The organism is Variovorax paradoxus, from assembly GCF_009498455.1.
GTDB classification, from domain to species: Bacteria; Pseudomonadota; Gammaproteobacteria; order Burkholderiales; family Burkholderiaceae_C; genus Variovorax; species Variovorax paradoxus_H.
Genome location: NZ_CP045644.1, coordinates 39,598 through 55,135, shown reverse-complemented (window position 1 = coordinate 55,135; position 15,538 = coordinate 39,598). Strand labels below are relative to the sequence as shown.

13 protein-coding genes and 1 pseudogene are annotated in these 15,538 nt (G+C 67.5%); 11 read left to right on the top strand and 3 right to left on the bottom strand.

Translation table 11 applies throughout. The features are described 5' to 3' along the window. The first annotated feature begins 94 nt into the window (after positions 1 to 94). The 6 genes from GFK26_RS00265 (at position 95) to GFK26_RS00240 (ending at position 5,970) form a co-directional block, all read left to right on the top strand. On the top strand, positions 95 to 580 hold the full coding sequence (locus tag GFK26_RS00265; RefSeq protein WP_153280339.1) for a hypothetical protein: 486 nt from the start codon (positions 95 to 97) through the stop codon (positions 578 to 580). Between the two features lie 105 nt (positions 581 to 685). Continuing rightward, complete coding sequence (locus GFK26_RS00260; RefSeq protein WP_153280338.1) at positions 686 to 1,228, top strand: DNA-deoxyinosine glycosylase; 543 nt, start codon at positions 686 to 688, stop codon at positions 1,226 to 1,228. After that, a complete protein-coding gene (locus GFK26_RS00255; RefSeq protein WP_153280337.1) occupies positions 1,228 to 2,010 on the top strand; it encodes a spermidine synthase in 783 nt (260 codons plus the stop codon). The genes GFK26_RS00260 and GFK26_RS00255 overlap by 1 nt, the downstream gene beginning before the upstream one ends. 17 nt (positions 2,011 to 2,027) lie before the next feature. Beyond that, on the top strand, positions 2,028 to 3,815 hold the full coding sequence (locus GFK26_RS00250) for a GspE/PulE family protein (protein ID WP_153280336.1): 1,788 nt from the start codon (positions 2,028 to 2,030) through the stop codon (positions 3,813 to 3,815). A 135-nt stretch (positions 3,816 to 3,950) separates the two neighbouring features. After that, complete coding sequence (locus tag GFK26_RS00245; RefSeq protein WP_153280335.1) at positions 3,951 to 4,439, top strand: tripartite tricarboxylate transporter TctB family protein; 489 nt, start codon at positions 3,951 to 3,953, stop codon at positions 4,437 to 4,439. A 19-nt stretch (positions 4,440 to 4,458) separates the two neighbouring features. After that, positions 4,459 to 5,970: a tripartite tricarboxylate transporter permease gene (locus GFK26_RS00240; protein WP_153280334.1), complete on the top strand. Its 1,512-nt coding sequence runs from the start codon at positions 4,459 to 4,461 to the stop codon at positions 5,968 to 5,970. 71 nt (positions 5,971 to 6,041) lie between these two features. On the opposite strand, the gene GFK26_RS00235 is transcribed toward GFK26_RS00240, so the two are convergent. Together GFK26_RS00235 and GFK26_RS00230 are read right to left on the bottom strand one after the other, a co-directional pair. Next, complete coding sequence (locus tag GFK26_RS00235; RefSeq protein ID WP_153280333.1) at positions 6,042 to 7,379, bottom strand: amidohydrolase; 1,338 nt, start codon at positions 7,377 to 7,379, stop codon at positions 6,042 to 6,044. A 30-nt stretch (positions 7,380 to 7,409) separates the two neighbouring features. Beyond that, positions 7,410 to 8,687, bottom strand: coding sequence for a porin (locus tag GFK26_RS00230; RefSeq protein ID WP_153285802.1), 1,278 nt, complete (start codon positions 8,685 to 8,687; stop codon positions 7,410 to 7,412). A 353-nt stretch (positions 8,688 to 9,040) separates the two neighbouring features. On the opposite strand from GFK26_RS00230, the gene GFK26_RS00225 reads away from it, so the two are divergent. The 4 genes from GFK26_RS00225 (at position 9,041) to GFK26_RS00210 (ending at position 13,451) form a co-directional block, all read left to right on the top strand. After that, positions 9,041 to 10,015 (top strand): Bug family tripartite tricarboxylate transporter substrate binding protein, encoded by a 975-nt coding sequence (locus tag GFK26_RS00225; RefSeq protein WP_153280332.1) that lies wholly within the window; start codon positions 9,041 to 9,043, stop codon positions 10,013 to 10,015. 15 nt (positions 10,016 to 10,030) lie between these two features. Continuing rightward, complete coding sequence (locus GFK26_RS00220) at positions 10,031 to 11,644, top strand: gamma-glutamyltransferase family protein (RefSeq protein WP_153280331.1); 1,614 nt, start codon at positions 10,031 to 10,033, stop codon at positions 11,642 to 11,644. A 109-nt stretch (positions 11,645 to 11,753) separates the two neighbouring features. Continuing rightward, positions 11,754 to 12,617 carry a DMT family transporter gene (locus GFK26_RS00215; protein WP_153280330.1) on the top strand — a complete coding sequence of 288 codons (864 nt, stop codon included), beginning with the start codon at positions 11,754 to 11,756 and terminating at the stop codon, positions 12,615 to 12,617. Positions 12,618 to 12,659: 42 nt separating this feature from the next. Beyond that, the gene (locus GFK26_RS00210; RefSeq protein WP_153280329.1) at positions 12,660 to 13,451 is read left to right on the top strand and encodes an SDR family oxidoreductase; all 792 of its coding nucleotides are present in this window, start codon (positions 12,660 to 12,662) and stop codon (positions 13,449 to 13,451) included. A gap of 19 nt (positions 13,452 to 13,470) precedes the next feature. On the opposite strand, the pseudogene GFK26_RS00205 reads toward GFK26_RS00210, so the two are convergent. Then, positions 13,471 to 14,381 (bottom strand): annotated as a pseudogene (locus GFK26_RS00205) (DMT family transporter). 109 nt (positions 14,382 to 14,490) lie between these two features. Here GFK26_RS00205 and GFK26_RS00200 point away from each other — a divergent pair. Beyond that, a complete protein-coding gene (locus GFK26_RS00200) occupies positions 14,491 to 15,477 on the top strand; it encodes a quinone oxidoreductase family protein (RefSeq protein ID WP_153280328.1) in 987 nt (328 codons plus the stop codon). Positions 15,478 to 15,538 lie beyond the last annotated feature (61 nt).

Below are 15,538 nucleotides of genomic sequence, written 5' to 3'. Positions count from 1 at the left end.
CTGGTTTTGATGTCATCCTTGAAGTTCGAAGTGGCGTTGGTTGCTCAGTGGCACTGTCGTCACTCCGCTAGTTCACTCAAAAAAGGAGTCTTTCATGACCACATCTTTTGTTCGCACCCTGCCCGTCGCGCTGGCCCTGGCGCTGGCCTCCATCGGTGTGTCGGCCGTTGCGCAGACCACCGCGGCCGAGCCCACGACCACCGAGAAGGTGAAGGAAGCCGGCAAGGACGCCGTCGACGCGACCGCACGCGGTACCGAGAAGGCCTGGGACGCCACCAAGAGCACGACCAAGAAGGCCGTGAACGCCACCGAAAACGGCGCTGAGAAGGCCTGGGATGCCACCAAGAGCGGCACCAAGAAGGCAGCCAACGCCACCGAGCGCGGCACCAAGAAGGCCTGGAACGCAACGAAGAACACCACCAAAAAGGCGACCACCGCCACCAAGAACGTGGCTGCGAAGACCGGCGACGCGGTTGAAAACGCCGGCCACAAGACGGCCGACGGCATGCGCAGCACCGGCAAGGCGATCGGCGAGAAGGTGCCGGGCACGGCCGAGCACGACGCGGCCAAGAAGCCGTAAATTTCACGCACCGGGCTTCGGCCCGTGTTTGAAGAAAGAACCCGCTTCGGCGGGTTTTTTCATGGGCGTTCCTGCACACCGTGTCGCAATGCCAAGATACCGCCCATGAAACCGACCGCCGCCCCGTCCCCGACCGTTGCTGCGTCCGTTGCCGGCACGGTGCTGACCGGCCTTGCGCCCCTGGTCTCGCCGAACACACGTGTGCTCATCCTCGGCAGCTTCCCGGGCGTGAAGTCGCTCACGCAGCAGCAGTACTATGCGCATCCCCAAAATCAGTTCTGGAAGATCTTGCAAGCCCTCTGGCCCGACCCTGCGCTTCCAGGCGCCGACAGCTACCGCGCGCGCTGCGCATGGCTGCTCGATCGCGGCCTCGGCGTGTGGGACGTGTACGGCGCCTGCGAGCGCGAAGGCAGCCTCGACACGGCGATCCGCTCGCCGGTCGTGAACGACATCGCCGGCCTGCGGCTGCCGAAGCTCGCGGCCATCGCCCATAACGGTGGCGAGAGCTTCAAGCACGCACGCCACACGCGCACCCTCGGGGTGCCGGTTTATTCATTGCCATCCACCAGCCCCGCCAACGCGTCATGGTCCTTCGAGCGCAAGCTCGCGGCCTGGCGCGAGGTCTTCGTCGCTCACCACCTTCTCTGATGGCTTCCTCCGCTTCTTCCAAGAAAACCCCCGTCCTGCCCGAAGTCAATTTTTCCGACTGGGGCGACATCCGCTACCTGCACCTGGGCACCGAATGGGTCCAGGGCTCGATGAAGCTCGACGCGCCGTTCGAGATCGAGCTCGAGTACGTGCAGCGCATGATGGCCTGGCTGCTGTTCGTCGACAGCAAGGGCGTGGGCAACCGCCACGCGATGCAGCTCGGCCTGGGCGCGGCCACGCTCACCAAGTTCAGCCGCAAGACGCTGCGCATGCGCACCACCGCGGTCGAGTTGAACCCGCAGGTGGTGTCGGCCTGCCGTGGCTGGTTCAAGCTGCCGGCCGACGACCTGAAGCTGCGCGTCGTGATCGCCGATGCGGCCGAGGAAATCCGCAAGCCCGAATGGCAGGGCACGGTCGACGCGCTGCAGGTCGACCTGTACGACCACGAAGCGGCCGCGCCGGTGCTCGACAGCGAAGACTTCTATGCCGACTGCCGCGCGCTGCTCACCGAAGACGGCTGCATGACGGTCAACCTGTTCGGCCGTTCGTCGAGCTACGAGCGCAGCCTCGAGAAAATCGCCGCCGCGTTCGGCGCCGATGCGGTGTGGGCCTTCAAGCCGACGCGCGAAGGCAACACGGTGGTGCTGGCCCAGCGCACGCCGTCGCGACCGAAGCGCGAGGTGCTTGCCGAGCGCGCCCAAACCATCCAGACTCGCTGGGCCCTGCCCGCGCCCAAGTGGCTGCGGGTGTTCAAGCCGATGACGCTTTCCCTTTCCACCTGATCACCTGACCCCGGTTCATGAGCGCTGTACCCGCCGCCGCCTCCGCCGCTGCCCGCCACGAAGGTCCGCTCGACCTGCGTCGCCTGATCGAATGGCTCGCCACCGACGGCGTGATCTCGCCGATGGAGGCCAAGCGCACCATCGCGCGCTGCGCCCAGGCCGAGAGCCGGCAGGCGCCGCTGGTGCGCCTGGCCAATGTCGCCATGACGCGCGAGGCCGACGGCAAGCCGCTCGACCTCGAAGCGCTCACGCAATGGCTCGCCGGTCGCGCCGGCCTGGCTTATCTGCGCATCGATCCGCTCAAGGTCGACGTGGGCAAGGTGGCCGACACCATGAGCGCCGGGTACGCCGAGCGCCACAAGGTGCTGCCGGTGCAGGTGCTGCCGAACGAGGTGGTGGTGGCCACGGCCGAGCCGTTCCTCACCGACTGGATCGCCGAGGTCGAGCGCCAGTCGAAGCGCACCGTGCGCCGCGTGGTGGCCAACCCGTCGGACATCCAGCGCTACACGGCCGAGTTCTTTGCGCTCGCCAAGTCGGTGCGCGCCGCGCAGAAGGCCGGCGGCAACACCGGCGGCGCGAGCTTCGAGCAACTGGTCGAACTCGGCAAGAGCACCAAGCAGCTCGACGCGAATGACCAGAGCGTGGTGCAGGTGGTCGACTGGCTGTGGCAGTACGCCTTCGACCAGCGCGCCAGCGACATCCACCTGGAGCCGCGCCGCGAGCAGGGCGTGATCCGTTTTCGCATCGACGGCATCCTGCACCCCGCCTACCAGATGCCCATGGGCGTGATGAACGCGATGGTCGCGCGCATCAAGCTGCTGGGCCGCATGGACGTGGTCGAAAAGCGCCGCCCGCTCGACGGCCGCATCAAGACGCGCAACATGCGCGGCGACGAAGTCGAAATGCGCCTGTCGACCTTGCCGACCGCCTTCGGCGAGAAGATGGTGATGCGGATCTTCGACCCCGACACCGCGGTGAAAGACCTCGACGCACTCGGCTTCGCGCAGCACGATGCGCAGCGCTGGGAGCAGCTGGTCACGCGGCCCAACGGCATCATCCTGGTGACCGGGCCCACCGGCTCGGGCAAGACCACCACGCTGTATTCCACGCTCAAGCGCGTGGCGACCGAAGAGGTCAACGTGAGCACGGTCGAAGACCCGATCGAAATGATCGAGCCGTCGTTCAACCAGACACAGGTGCAGCCGCAGCTGGACTTCGGTTTCACCGAAGGCCTGCGCGCGCTGATGCGGCAGGACCCGGACATCATCATGGTCGGCGAAATCCGCGACCTCGCCACCGCCGAGATGGCCGTGCAGGCCGCGCTCACCGGCCACCTTGTGTTCAGCACGCTGCACACCAACGACGCGCCGAGCGCCATCACGCGGATGATGGAACTGGGCGTGCCCTCGTACCTGATCACCGCCGTGATGCTGGGCGTGCTCGCGCAGCGCCTCGTGCGCACGCTGTGCCCGCACTGCAAGCAGCCCGACGACGCAGTCACGCGCGAGAGCCTCGAAGCCATCGTCAAGCCGTGGCAGATCACCGGCCCGGTGCGCGCCTACAAGCCGGTGGGCTGCGTCGATTGCCGCATGACCGGCTACATGGGACGCATGGGCCTGTACGAACTGCTGAGCGTGACCGAGCCGTTCAAGGACAAGGTCACCAAGGAGCCCAACCTCACGGGCCTGCGGCGCCAAGCCGTGATCGACGGCATGCGCCCCTTGCGGCTGGCCGGCGCGTTGCGCGTGGCCGAGGGCGTGACGACCATCGAGGAAGTGCTCAGCGCCACGCCTCCGCTCGAGTAGAAACACCGGCCCCCCGCGCGACGGCGCATGAGTCATTTCGGGTTATCCCTAGTCCCTTGGTTAGTGGAATCCACATCGGCCTGACCGGAGGCTGACTCGACAATTCCGCATCGAAATTGTTCGAGGAGACTGTTCGTGAAAATCAAAAGTCAGAAAGACTTTTTCTCGGGACTGATGTTCACCGTCGTGGGCGTGGCGTTCGCATGGGGCGCCACCACCTACAGCGTGGGCAGCGGCGCCCGCATGGGTCCGGGTTACTTCCCGTTGATGCTCGGCATCCTGATGTCCTTCATCGGCCTGGGCATCATGTTCAGCGGGCTCACCGTTGAAACGACCGACGGCGAAAAAATCGGCAAGTGGGCCTGGAAGCAAGTGGTGTTCATCCTGGGCGCCAACCTCGCCTTCGGCGTGCTGCTCGGCGGCCTGCCGAGCCTCGGCGTGCCGGCCATGGGCATGATCATCGCCATCTACGCGCTCGTGATCATCTCGAGCCTGGCGGGCCATGAGTTCAAGCTGCCCACCGTGCTGATCCTGGCCACCGTGCTGGCCGTCGGCAGCTACGTCGCGTTCATCTGGGCGTTGAAGCTCCAGATCCAGGTCTGGCCGACCTTCATCACCGGTTGAGAAGAAAGCTGCTCACACCATGGAACTGTTTGAACACCTCTCGCTGGGTTTTGGCGTTGCCTTCACCTTCACCAACCTGCTGTACTGCCTGGCCGGTTGCATTCTGGGCACGCTGATCGGCGTGTTGCCGGGCATCGGCCCGGTCGCAACCATCGCGATGCTGCTGCCCGCCACCTACGCACTGCCGCCCGTGTCGGCGCTGATCATGCTGGCCGGTATTTACTACGGCGCGCAGTACGGTGGCTCGACCACCGCGATTCTGGTGAACCTGCCGGGCGAATCGTCGTCGGTGGTGACCGTGATCGACGGCTACCAGATGGCGCGCAAGGGCCGTGCAGGTCCGGCGCTCGCCGCTGCGGGCCTGGGCTCGTTCTTCGCTGGTTGCGTCGGCACGCTCATCCTGGCCGCCTTCGCACCGCCGCTGACCGAACTGGCCTTCAAGTTCGGCCCGGCCGAATACTTCTCGCTGATGATCCTGGGCCTGATCGGCGCCGTGGTGCTGGCATCGGGTTCGCTGCTCAAGGCGATCGCGATGATCGTGCTGGGCCTGCTGCTGGGCCTGGTCGGCACCGACGTGAACTCGGGTGTCGCGCGCTTCAGCTTCGACGTGCCTGAACTCACCGACGGCATCGGCTTCGTGGCCATCGCCATGGGCGTGTTCGGCTACGGCGAAATCATTGCCAACCTGTCGCGTCCCGACGAAGAGCGCGAAGTCTTCACCGCCAAGGTGTCGGGCCTGTTCCCGACCAAGGAAGACTTCAAGCGCATGCTGCCCGCCGTGCTGCGCGGTACCGCGCTGGGTTCGTCGCTGGGCATCCTGCCCGGTGGCGGTGCGCTGCTGTCGGCCTTTGCGGCCTACACCATCGAGAAGAAGACCAAGCTGCATCCGGGCGAAGTGCCCTTCGGCAAGGGCAACATCCGCGGCGTGGCCGCGCCTGAAGCCGCCAACAACGCCGGCGCGCAGACCTCCTTCATTCCGCTGCTGACGCTGGGCATTCCGCCCAACGCCGTGATGGCGCTGATGGTCGGTGCCATGACGATCCACAACATCCAGCCGGGTCCGCAGGTCATGACCAGCAACCCCGAGCTGTTCTGGGGCCTGATCGCCTCGATGTGGATCGGCAACGCGATGCTGGTGATCCTGAACCTGCCGCTGATCGGCCTGTGGATCAAGCTGCTGTCGGTGCCCTACAAGTTCCTGTTCCCGGCGATCGTGCTGTTCTGCGCCATCGGCGTGTACTCGACCAACAACAACACCTGGGACATCTGGATGGTGGGTGTGTTCGGCTTCGTCGGCTACACCTTCTTCAAGCTCGGCTGCGAACCTGCGCCGCTGCTGCTGGGCTTCATCCTGGGGCCGATGATGGAAGAGAACCTGCGCCGTTCGCTGCTGCTGTCGCGGGGCGACTGGAGCGTGTTCGTCACGCGCCCGATCTCGGCCGGCCTGCTGATCGCCGCAGCGCTGCTGCTGGTCATCGTGCTGCTGCCCGCGGTGAAGTCCAAGCGCGAAGAGGCCTTCGTCGAAGACTGATCGACGGCCTTTGCCTGAACGAAAAACGGCGCCCTCGGGCGCCGTTTTTCTTTGGGGGAATGCCTGCGGCGCTACTTGCCCAATGCGCTGAGCACCGCCACGGTCATCGCGTGCACACCGGTCTTGATCGACGGCTCGGGCACCGGTGCGAAGAAGGGCGAATGGTTGCGGGCCAGCGGCTTGCCGCCGGGTTGGGCGGAGGCCGCGATGTCGCGCGCATCGAGCACGCCGATCGTGAAGTACATCGACGGCACGCCGGCGTTGACGAAGGCCGAGAAGTCTTCGCTGCCCGTTGACGGCACCGTGGACTGCACGACATGGGCCGCGCCCAACGCCTGCTTGAGCGCGGCAGCCGCGCGGGTCACCACGGCTTCGTCGTTGACCAGGGCTTCTCCGCCTTGCACCAGCTTCACCACGGGTTCGGGCGCGCCGCTCGTCGCGGCAGCGGCCATGGCCATGCGGCGCACGCCGGCCAGCAGCTTGTCGCGCACCTGCGGCTTGTACGAGCGGATGGTGCCGCGCAGCGTGACAGTGTCGGGAATGATGTTGCCGGCGCTGCCGCCCTGGATGGCGCCGATGGTCACGACGCCGAATTCGGCCGGGTCTTTCTCGCGGCTCACCACGGCCTGCACGTCGGTCACGAAGCGCGCGGCCATCACGATCGGGTCGAGGGTGGTGTGCGGCCGCGAGCCGTGGCCGCCGCTTCCCTTGAAGACGATCTCCAGCGAATCGGAGTTGGAACTGCTGATGCCGACGCCATAGCCGATGGCGCCGTGCGGCGTGGGCGCCGTGTGCAGCGCGAACGCGGCGTCGGGCTTCGGAAAGCGCGTGAACAGGCCGTCCGCGAGCATCGCCTTGGCGCCCGACACGGTTTCTTCGGCGGGCTGGCCGATGAACATCAGCGTGCCTTTCCATTGCCCCTTGAGTGCGACCAGCGCGCGCGCGGCGCCGAGCCAGCTGGCCATGTGGATGTCGTGGCCGCAGCTGTGGGCCACGAAGCTGTCGCGCCCGCCCCAGTCGGTGCGGGCCTGGCTGGCGTAGGGCAGACCGGTCTTTTCTTCCATCGGCAGGCCGTCCATGTCGGTGCGCACCATCACGACCGGCCCCGGACCGTTGCGGTAGAGCGCGACGACGCCCGTGCCGCCGACCTTCTCGGTCACCTCGAAACCGATCGCGCGCATCTCGGCGGCCAGCTTCGCGGCGGTGCGCGTTTCCTTGAAGGCAAGCTCGGGGTGGGCGTGCAGGTCCTTGTAGATCGCGTCGAGCCGCGGGTACATCGCATCGACGAGCGGCGTGATCGCCGAAGCGGGCGACGATGCAGCGGGCTGCGCGTGTGCGCCCGCGCCGAAGGCGAGGAGGGCGGCCACGGCCAGTGAGCGAAGGGCGAAGGTGGGTGAGTGGATCAACATGAGTGAATGCGTAGAGGAGTGAGAACGGGGTCAGAAGATGTGCCGGATGCCGAAGTCGTAGCCCATGGCACTGCGCGGGCGCCAGCCGCTGGCGGCCACGTAGCCCGGATAGGGTGCGTCGCTGCCGCTCGTCACGGAGCCGATGGCCTTGTCGTTCTGGCCGTCGCGGATGCGAACGCGCGCGAAGGTGGCGTACAGCGCCGTGCGGCGGGACAGGTGGTGCACGTAACCCAGCGCCCACTGGCTGGCACTCGCGCCCTGTGCCGCGTCGCCTGGCAGGCCGGTGCCGCCGGCGCGGTACTTCACGCGGCCGAAGGAGGCGCGGATGAGCCCCGGGCCCACGGGCACCGTGGCGCCCACGAGGTAGCCGTCGTACCGGTCGGTGCGCTCCGGTGCCCAGGGCTGTGCCTGCGCGCGCCGGTGCCGCAGTTGCGACAGCTCGCCCAGCAGCTTGACGGGGCCGAGGTCGTAGGTGGCGCTCAGGCTGACGGTCTTCAGCCGGTCTTCGCCGCCGGCGTCGACGGGCGGCTTGGCCGCGGAACCCGAGGGCAGGCGATCCTTGTTGTCTTCACCGAGCGCCAGCGCCACGTTGAGCGCCCCCTTGGCATAGCCGAAGCGCCCGCCCATGTAGCGCCCGCGCGCGTTCGTCGGCGTGAGCTCGGGGCTGTAGCGGATGTTCTCGGGCAAGGCGTACTGGACCTGTCCGTAGAAGCCGCCGAGGTTCGGCGGCAGGAAGTAGCCGATGCTGTTGCTGGCGCGCGCGTAGTTGTCGCCGGCGGCCACGCCGGCCGGTGCGCCCCCGAGCAATGCGGACGAGGCGCTGTTCACGCGCGCAATCACCGACAGGCCGGCGCCCTGAACGGCGAACGGGTCGGCCAGCGAGTCGTTGCGGAAGATCGGCGTGTAGTCGCGGCCCAGCCGCAGCTCGCCGAAGCCGCCCGACAGGCTCACGGTGGAACGCTTGGCGAAAGAGGCCAGGCCTGTCTTGCCGTCGTCGTTGCTGATGTTCGACTCCAGCCAGAAGCTCGCCGCCAGGCCGCCGCCCAGGTCTTCCGTGCCGCGAAAGCCCAGGCTGCTGCCGCGGTAGCCGCCGCGCGACAGCGTGGTCTGGCTCTGCGTCACCTTCGGCACGCCCGCCGCAAGCAGCGCGGCGGCAGGGCGCCGCGGATCGAACGCCGGGCGGTACTCGCTAACGGCCTCGAAATGGCTGACACCCGCGTCCACGACGCCGAACAGCGTCACAGAGGACTGTGCCGACGCCGTGCCGGCCAGGGTCACCAGGGCCAGGCCGAGTGGGTGCCGCTTCATGAAAAGAACGCGCGAGCTGAAGCAGAGGGCACCGGCATCGGCGCCCTCGATGGAAGGGAAGTTCAAGGGGGAGTTCTCCTGTGCGCCACTTCGGTGTCGAGTGGACTGGCGCGACTATCGGGCGGCAGGGCGCGATGGAGGAAATACCGTTTGCTGATGCGGCGCCATCGCTATTTCTGATGGTCGAGTGGGCATGCCTCACGCCGCGTGATGGCCGTGGCACGATTGATGCACTCAATTTATATATCTATCCGATAAATCCATTTCCCTTTTCAATGCCCTGCGAGTCCAATCCTGCGGCCACGTCGGACAAGGCGCGCCCTCGACACACCACCTCGGACACAATGAATTCCATGAAACGAACCACCCGTATCGCGCTCGCCGCGGCCGCGCTGGTGCTGGCCGCGGTGCCTGCCCTGGCCCAGCAGCCCTATCCGAACCGTCCGATCCGGTTGATCGTGCCGTTCCCGGCGGCCGGCGCCACCGACCTCTTCGCCCGAACGCTGGGCCAGAAGATGAGCGAGAAGCTCGGCGCCCAGCTGATCATCGACAACAAGCCCGGCGCGGGCGGCGCCATCGGCTCCGACCTCGCGGCCAAGGCGCCGCCCGACGGCTACACGCTGCTGCTCGCGACCACGAGCACGCACGCCATCGGCCCGGCCATCACGGCCCGGCTGCCCTACGACACGGTGCGCGACTTCGCGCCCATTGCCCACGTCGGCGATGCGCCGAGCATCATGCTGGTGCCTGTCAACACGCCCGCCAGGACGGTGCGCGAGTGGATCGACCACGCCAAGAAGAACCCCGGCAAGCTCAACTACGCATCGAGCGGCAACGGCACCATCGTGCAGCTCACGGCGGAGCTCTTCAAGGCGCAGGCCGACGTGTTCGTCACGCACATTCCCTACCGCGGCACGGCGCTCGCGGTGCCCGACCTCATCAGCGGCAAGGTCGACGTGCTGTTCGATTCGCTCCCCACCGGCATGCCGCACGTGCGCGACGGCCGGCTGCGCGCACTGGGCGTCACCTCGCTCAAGCGCAGCCCGCTCGCGCCCGAGCTGCCGCCCATTGCCGACACGCTGCCGGGCTTCGAGTCGAACACCTGGTTCGGCTTCTATGGTCCGAAGGGGCTGCCGGCCGACATCGTGGCGCGCGTGAACAAGGCCGCCAACGAAGCGCTGGCCGACCCTGAGCTGAAAGACAAGCTCGCCCGCCTGGGCATCGAGCCGGCGAACGCGGGCACGCCCGAGCAGTTCGCAAAGATGGTGGCCGTTGACGCCGCCAAATGGAAAAAGATCGTCGTCGATCGCAAGATCACCAACGACTAACGAGAGCACGCCGACATGAACTTCGACTTCAACAACCCCTACCTCTCGACCCGCCTGCCGGTGTTCGCACGCAACGTGGTCGCCACGTCGCACCCGCTGGCGGCGCAGGCCGGCTTGCGCATGCTTCAGCAGGGCGGCAACGCGGTCGATGCGGCCATTGCCACGGCCGCGGTGATGACGCTTGTCGAGCCCGTGAGCAACGGCCTGGGCAGCGACGCCTTCTGCATCCTGTGGGACGGCAAGGAACTGCACGGCCTCAACGCCTCGGGCCCCGCGCCGAAGGCCTGGACGCCGGAGTACTTCAAGGCCAAGTACGGCGCCGACGCCGCCACGCCGCCGATGCGCGGCATCGACTCGGTCACCGTGCCGGGCGCGGTGCGCGGCTGGGTCGCGATGAGCGACCGTTTCGGCAAGCTGCCCTTTGCCGACCTGATGGCGCCCGCCATCGACATCGCCGAGCGCGGTTACCTCGTGCCGCCGGTAGTGCAGGGCAAGTGGGCCGCGGCCACGCCGCTGCTGCAGTCGCAGCCGGGCTTTGCCCAGGCCTTCCTGCCGTGGGGCCGCGCGCCCGAGATCGGCGAACTGTTCCGCTTCACCGCGGCGGCCCGCGCGCTCAAGGCCATCGCCCGCACCAAGGGCGAGGCCTACTACAACGGCGAGATCGCCGAAGCGATCGCCAGGTTCTCGCAGGCGCAGGGCGGTGCGCTCACCGTGGCCGACATGGCGGCCTACCAGCCCGAGTGGGTCAAGCCCATCTCGCGCGACTACCGCGGCCACACGCTGCACGAGATTCCGCCGAACGGCCAAGGCATCGCGGCGCTGATCGCGCTGGGCATCCTCGAGAAGTTCGACATCGCTTCGCTGACGGTCGACTCGGTACAGTCGCAGCACCTGCAGATCGAAGCCATGAAGCTGGCCTTCGCCGACGTGTACCGCTACGTGTCGGAGCCATCGTCGATGACGGTGACCCCCGCGCAAATGCTCGATGACGCGTACCTGGCTTCGCGTGCCAAACTCATCGACGTGAACAAGGCGCAGGACTTCAAGGCCGGCAACCCAGTCAAGGGCGGCACCATCTACCTCACCGCGGCGGACGAGAGCGGCATGATGGTGAGCTTCATCCAGAGCAACTACATGGGCTTCGGCTCGGGCTGCGTGGAGCCCGACTTCGGCATCAGCCTGCAGAACCGCGGCCACGGCTTCAGCCTCAAGGCCGAGAGCCCGAACGTGGTGGCACCAGGCAAGCGCCCGTTCCACACGATCATTCCGGCCTTCCTCACCAAGGACGGCCAGCCGGTGATGAGCTTCGGCGTGATGGGCGGCAACATGCAGCCCCAAGGCCACATGCAGACGCTGGTGCGCATGCTCGACTACGGCCAGAACCCGCAGGCTGCGTGCGACGCACCGCGCTGGCGCTTCAACGCGGGGCTCGAGATCAACGTCGAGGCCGCGATGAAGGCCGACACCGTGCAGGGCCTGCGCGACCTGGGCCATCACCTGGACGTGATCAACGACTCCTACCAGGACTTCGGCGCCGGCCAGTTCATCTGGCGCGCGGGCGAGCCGTCGGTCGAAGGCTACGTGGCCGCGAGCGATCCGCGCCGCGACGGCCTCGCTGCAGGCTACTGAGGATCAAGGGATGATCGGGGGATGAACAAAGCAGCCGCATCGGCCGGCACTCCCCGCACCCCACGAGGCCGCCCGCAAGGGCTACGTCACCGGCCTCGTCCTTGCCACGCTGGGCGCCATCGCCTTCAGCGGCAAGGCCATCATCGTCAAGCTGGCGTACCGCTATGGCGTCGACGCCATCACGCTCATCATGCTGCGCATGCTCTTCGCGCTGCCGCTGTTCGCGCTCATGGCGTGGTGGGCCGGCCGCGGCAAGCCCGCGCTCACGACGCGCGACTGGCTCGGCATCCTGGGGCTCGGCTTCTCGGGCTACTACCTCGCGAGCTTTCTCGACTTTGCCGGGCTGGCCTACATCTCGGCCAGCTTCGAGCGGCTGATCCTGTACCTCAACCCCACGCTGGTGCTGTTCTTCGGCTGGCTGCTGTACCGGCGCCGCCCGACGCGCCCGCAGGTGTTCGGCATGGTCGTGAGCTACGCCGGCGTGCTGCTGGTGTTCGGCCACGAGCTCTGGACCGGTGGCGACGGCAAGGGCGGCGGTGCGGCCGCATGGGGCGCGTTCCTCGTGTTCCTGAGCGCAGTGAGCTACGCGGGCTACCTTGTGTACAGCGGCGAGTTCGTCAAGCGCCTGGGCTCGCTGCGGCTCGTGGGTTTGGCCACCACCGTGGCCTGCCTGCTGTGCATCCTGCAGTTCGTGCTCACGCGGCCGATGAGTGCGGCGATGGCGGTGGCGCCCGAGGTGATCTGGCTGTCGGTGCTCAACGCCACGCTGTGCACGGCTGTGCCTGTCCTCATGGTGATGATGGCCATCGAGCGCATCGGCCCCGCCATTGCGGCGCAAACCGGCATGATCGGGCCCCTGTCCACCATCCTCATGGGGGTGGTCATATTGGGTGAGCCGTTCACCGCGTGGATCGCGGCCGGCACGGTGCTCGTCATCGCGGGCATCTTCGTTTTCACACGCAAGGGGCGCTAGCCGCCCTGCACGATCAATCGATCGATCGACTGGAGCAAACACATGGATCTGGGCATTGCAGGCAAGACCGCACTGGTGTGCGGCGCGAGCAAGGGGTTGGGCTACGGCTGCGCCGAGGCGCTGGTGCGCGAAGGCGTCAACGTGGTGATCGTGGCGCGCGGCGCCGAGGCGCTCGACGCTGCAGCCAAGCAGTTGGTGGCAGCGGCCGGCCCGTCGGGTCCGTTCGTCAAGCACGTGGCAGCCGACATCACGACCGAAACCGGCCGCGCGGCCGTGTTCGCGCTGGGCCACGACTTCGACATCGTCGTCACCAACGCCGGCGGCCCGCCGCCCGGCGACTTCCGCAACTGGGACCGCGAGGCGTGGATCAAGGCGGTCGACGCCAACATGCTCACGCCGATCGAACTCATCAAGGCCACGGTGGACGGCATGGCCAAGCGCGGCTTCGGTCGCATCGTCAACATCACGTCGAGCTCGGTGAAGTCGCCGATCGACATCCTGGGTTTGTCGAACGGCGCGCGCAGCGGCCTCACGGGCTTCGTGGCGGGCGTGGCGCGCACGTCGGTGGCGGCGCAGGGCGTGACCATCAACAACCTGCTGCCGGGCTCCTTCGAGACCGACCGCCTCAAGGGCACGATGGCCGGCGCGGCGCAGAAGTCGGGCCAGGATTTCGACACGGTATGGGAAGCGCGCAAGAAGAACATTCCGGCCAAGCGCTTCGGCAACCCGGCGGAGTTCGGCGCGATCTGCGCGTTCCTGTGCAGCATGCAGGCCGGCTACATGACAGGGCAAAACGTGCTCGCCGACGGCGGCGCCTACCCGGGCACGTACTGACCGACGCAGCGGCGCGCGTTCAGCGCCGCGACGACACCACGATCCCGCCGACGATCAGCACGAAGGCGGCGCCGTGGTACCAGTGCGGTGCCTCGCCCAAGAAGGCCGCTGACAGCACGGCCGCGAACAGCGGCGTGAGGTTCATGAAGATGCTCGCCGCCTGCGGCCCCGCGCGTTGCACGCCGGTGCCCCAGCAGCGGTAGGCCAGCACGGCGGGGCCGATGCCGATGAACAGCATCGCCGCAATGAGCGGCCAGCCCAGGTCGATGTGGGCGTCGGTCAGCGTCCATTCGCCGGCGGCCAGTGCGCCCGACCATGCGAGGCCGAACACCAGCTGCGCCATCAGGAAGGCGGCCCAGTCTGCGCGCACATTGGCAGGCTCGTTCGTGCGCGCCAGCAGCCAGCTGTAGAAGGCCCAGACGATGGTGCCCACGATCATGTACAGGTCGCCCGGCACCAGTCGCAGCGCCAGCAGCTGTTGCCACTCGCCGCGGCTCAGGACCAACAGCACCCCGAGCATCGACAGCAGCGCGCCGCCCACCGTGCGCCGGCTGGCGCGCGCGCCAAGCACAGCGTGCCGACGGCCAGCATCCACAGCGGCAGGCTCGAGCCCACCAGCGTGACGTTGATCGGCGTGGAAGTCTGCAGCGCCAGGTACTGGAACGCGTTGTACAGGCCGATGCCCAGCAGGCCCAACAGCGCGTAGCGCTTCCAGTGCGCCCACAGCGGGCTGCTCCGTCGCAGCACCCACGCCGCCAGCGGCAGCAGCAGCACGAACGCGATCAACCAGCGCACGAAGTTCAGCGTCAGCGGCGACACCAGCGCGCGCACCAGACGGCCGACCACCGCATTGCCGGCCCACAGCAGCGGCGGAACGGTAAGCAGAAGGGCGGTGAGGGGCGTGAGGCGGTGGTGCGATGCGGACGACATGGCCGCCGACTCTACCGGGCCCGCGCAGTGCCCGTGGCCCGTCGCGAAAAGAGCAAACGTGGCACGATGCCCGTCCCATTCTTTTTTCCCCTGCGTGGAGACAGCAACGATGTTGAGCAAAGCCGTCCGTATCGACCGCCATGGCGGTCCCGAGGAACTGAAGGTCGTCGAGGTCGAGGTGGGCGAGCCCGGCCCCGGCGAGATCCGCATCCGCCACAAGGCCGTGGGCCTGAACTTCATCGACACCTACCAGCGCACCGGTCTGTACCCGTTCCAGATGCCGCTGCAACTCGGCATGGAAGCATCCGGCGTCGTCGAGGCGGTGGGCGAGGGCGTGACGCACCTGAAGGCCGGCGACCGTGCCGCCTACGCGAGCCAGCCGCCCGGCGCCTATTGCGAGCTGCGCGTGATGCCCGCCAAGTGCGTGTGCAAGCTGCCCGACGACATCTCCTTCGAGACCGGCGCGGCCATGATGCTCAAGGGCCTCACCGCGCAGTACCTGCTGAAGAAGACGCTGCCGGCCGAAGGTCTGCAGCCCGGCGACTTCGTGCTGTTCCATGCGGCGGCCGGCGGTGTCGGCCTCATCGCGTGCCAGTGGGCCAAGGCGCTCGGCCTGCAGCTCATCGGCACGGCCGGCAGCGACGCCAAGTGCAAGCTCGCGCTGGCGCACGGCGCAGCGCACGCCATCAACTACAGCACGGAGAACTTCGCGGCGCGCGTGAAGGAGATCACCGGCGGCAAGGGCGTGAAGGTGGTGTACGACTCGGTGGGCAAGGACACCTTCGAAGGCTCCGTCGACAGCCTGCGCCCCTTCGGCCTGCTGGCGATCTTCGGCAACGGCTCGGGCCCGGTGCCGCCAATCAACCTCGGCCTGCTGGCCTCGAAGGGCTCGCTCTACGTGACGCGTCCGACGCTGTTCACGCACATCGCCACGCGCGAAAGCACGCAGGCCATGGCCGACGACCTCTTCGCGGTGGTGCGAAGCGGCGCGGTGAAGATCCCCATCGACCAGCGCTATGCCCTGGCCGACGTGCAGCAGGCGCACCGCGACCTCGAGGCACGCAAGACCACGGGCTGCACCATCCTCACGCTCTGAACCAGCGCAGAGGCCGGCGGGTGATGTCCTACGCGCGGTGAGGTGTCACACCTTCGACTTG

Excerpts from the sequence above, each read along its gene's own strand:
- GFK26_RS00260 (WP_153280338.1), top strand. The coding sequence starts at position 686 with ATGAAACCGACCGCCGCCCCGTCCCCGACCGTTGCTGCGTCCGTTGCC.
- GFK26_RS00200 (WP_153280328.1), top strand. The coding sequence starts at position 14,491 with ATGTTGAGCAAAGCCGTCCGTATCGACCGCCATGGCGGTCCCGAGGAA.
- GFK26_RS00240 (WP_153280334.1), top strand. The coding sequence starts at position 4,459 with ATGGAACTGTTTGAACACCTCTCGCTGGGTTTTGGCGTTGCCTTCACC.
- GFK26_RS00265 (WP_153280339.1), top strand. The coding sequence starts at position 95 with ATGACCACATCTTTTGTTCGCACCCTGCCCGTCGCGCTGGCCCTGGCG.
- GFK26_RS00210 (WP_153280329.1), top strand. The coding sequence starts at position 12,660 with ATGGATCTGGGCATTGCAGGCAAGACCGCACTGGTGTGCGGCGCGAGC.
- GFK26_RS00250 (WP_153280336.1), top strand. The coding sequence starts at position 2,028 with ATGAGCGCTGTACCCGCCGCCGCCTCCGCCGCTGCCCGCCACGAAGGT.
- GFK26_RS00255 (WP_153280337.1), top strand. The coding sequence starts at position 1,228 with ATGGCTTCCTCCGCTTCTTCCAAGAAAACCCCCGTCCTGCCCGAAGTC.
- GFK26_RS00235 (WP_153280333.1), bottom strand. The coding sequence starts at position 7,379 with ATGTTGATCCACTCACCCACCTTCGCCCTTCGCTCACTGGCCGTGGCC.
- GFK26_RS00220 (WP_153280331.1), top strand. The coding sequence starts at position 10,031 with ATGAACTTCGACTTCAACAACCCCTACCTCTCGACCCGCCTGCCGGTG.
- GFK26_RS00225 (WP_153280332.1), top strand. The coding sequence starts at position 9,041 with ATGAAACGAACCACCCGTATCGCGCTCGCCGCGGCCGCGCTGGTGCTG.
- GFK26_RS00230 (WP_153285802.1), bottom strand. The coding sequence starts at position 8,687 with ATGAAGCGGCACCCACTCGGCCTGGCCCTGGTGACCCTGGCCGGCACG.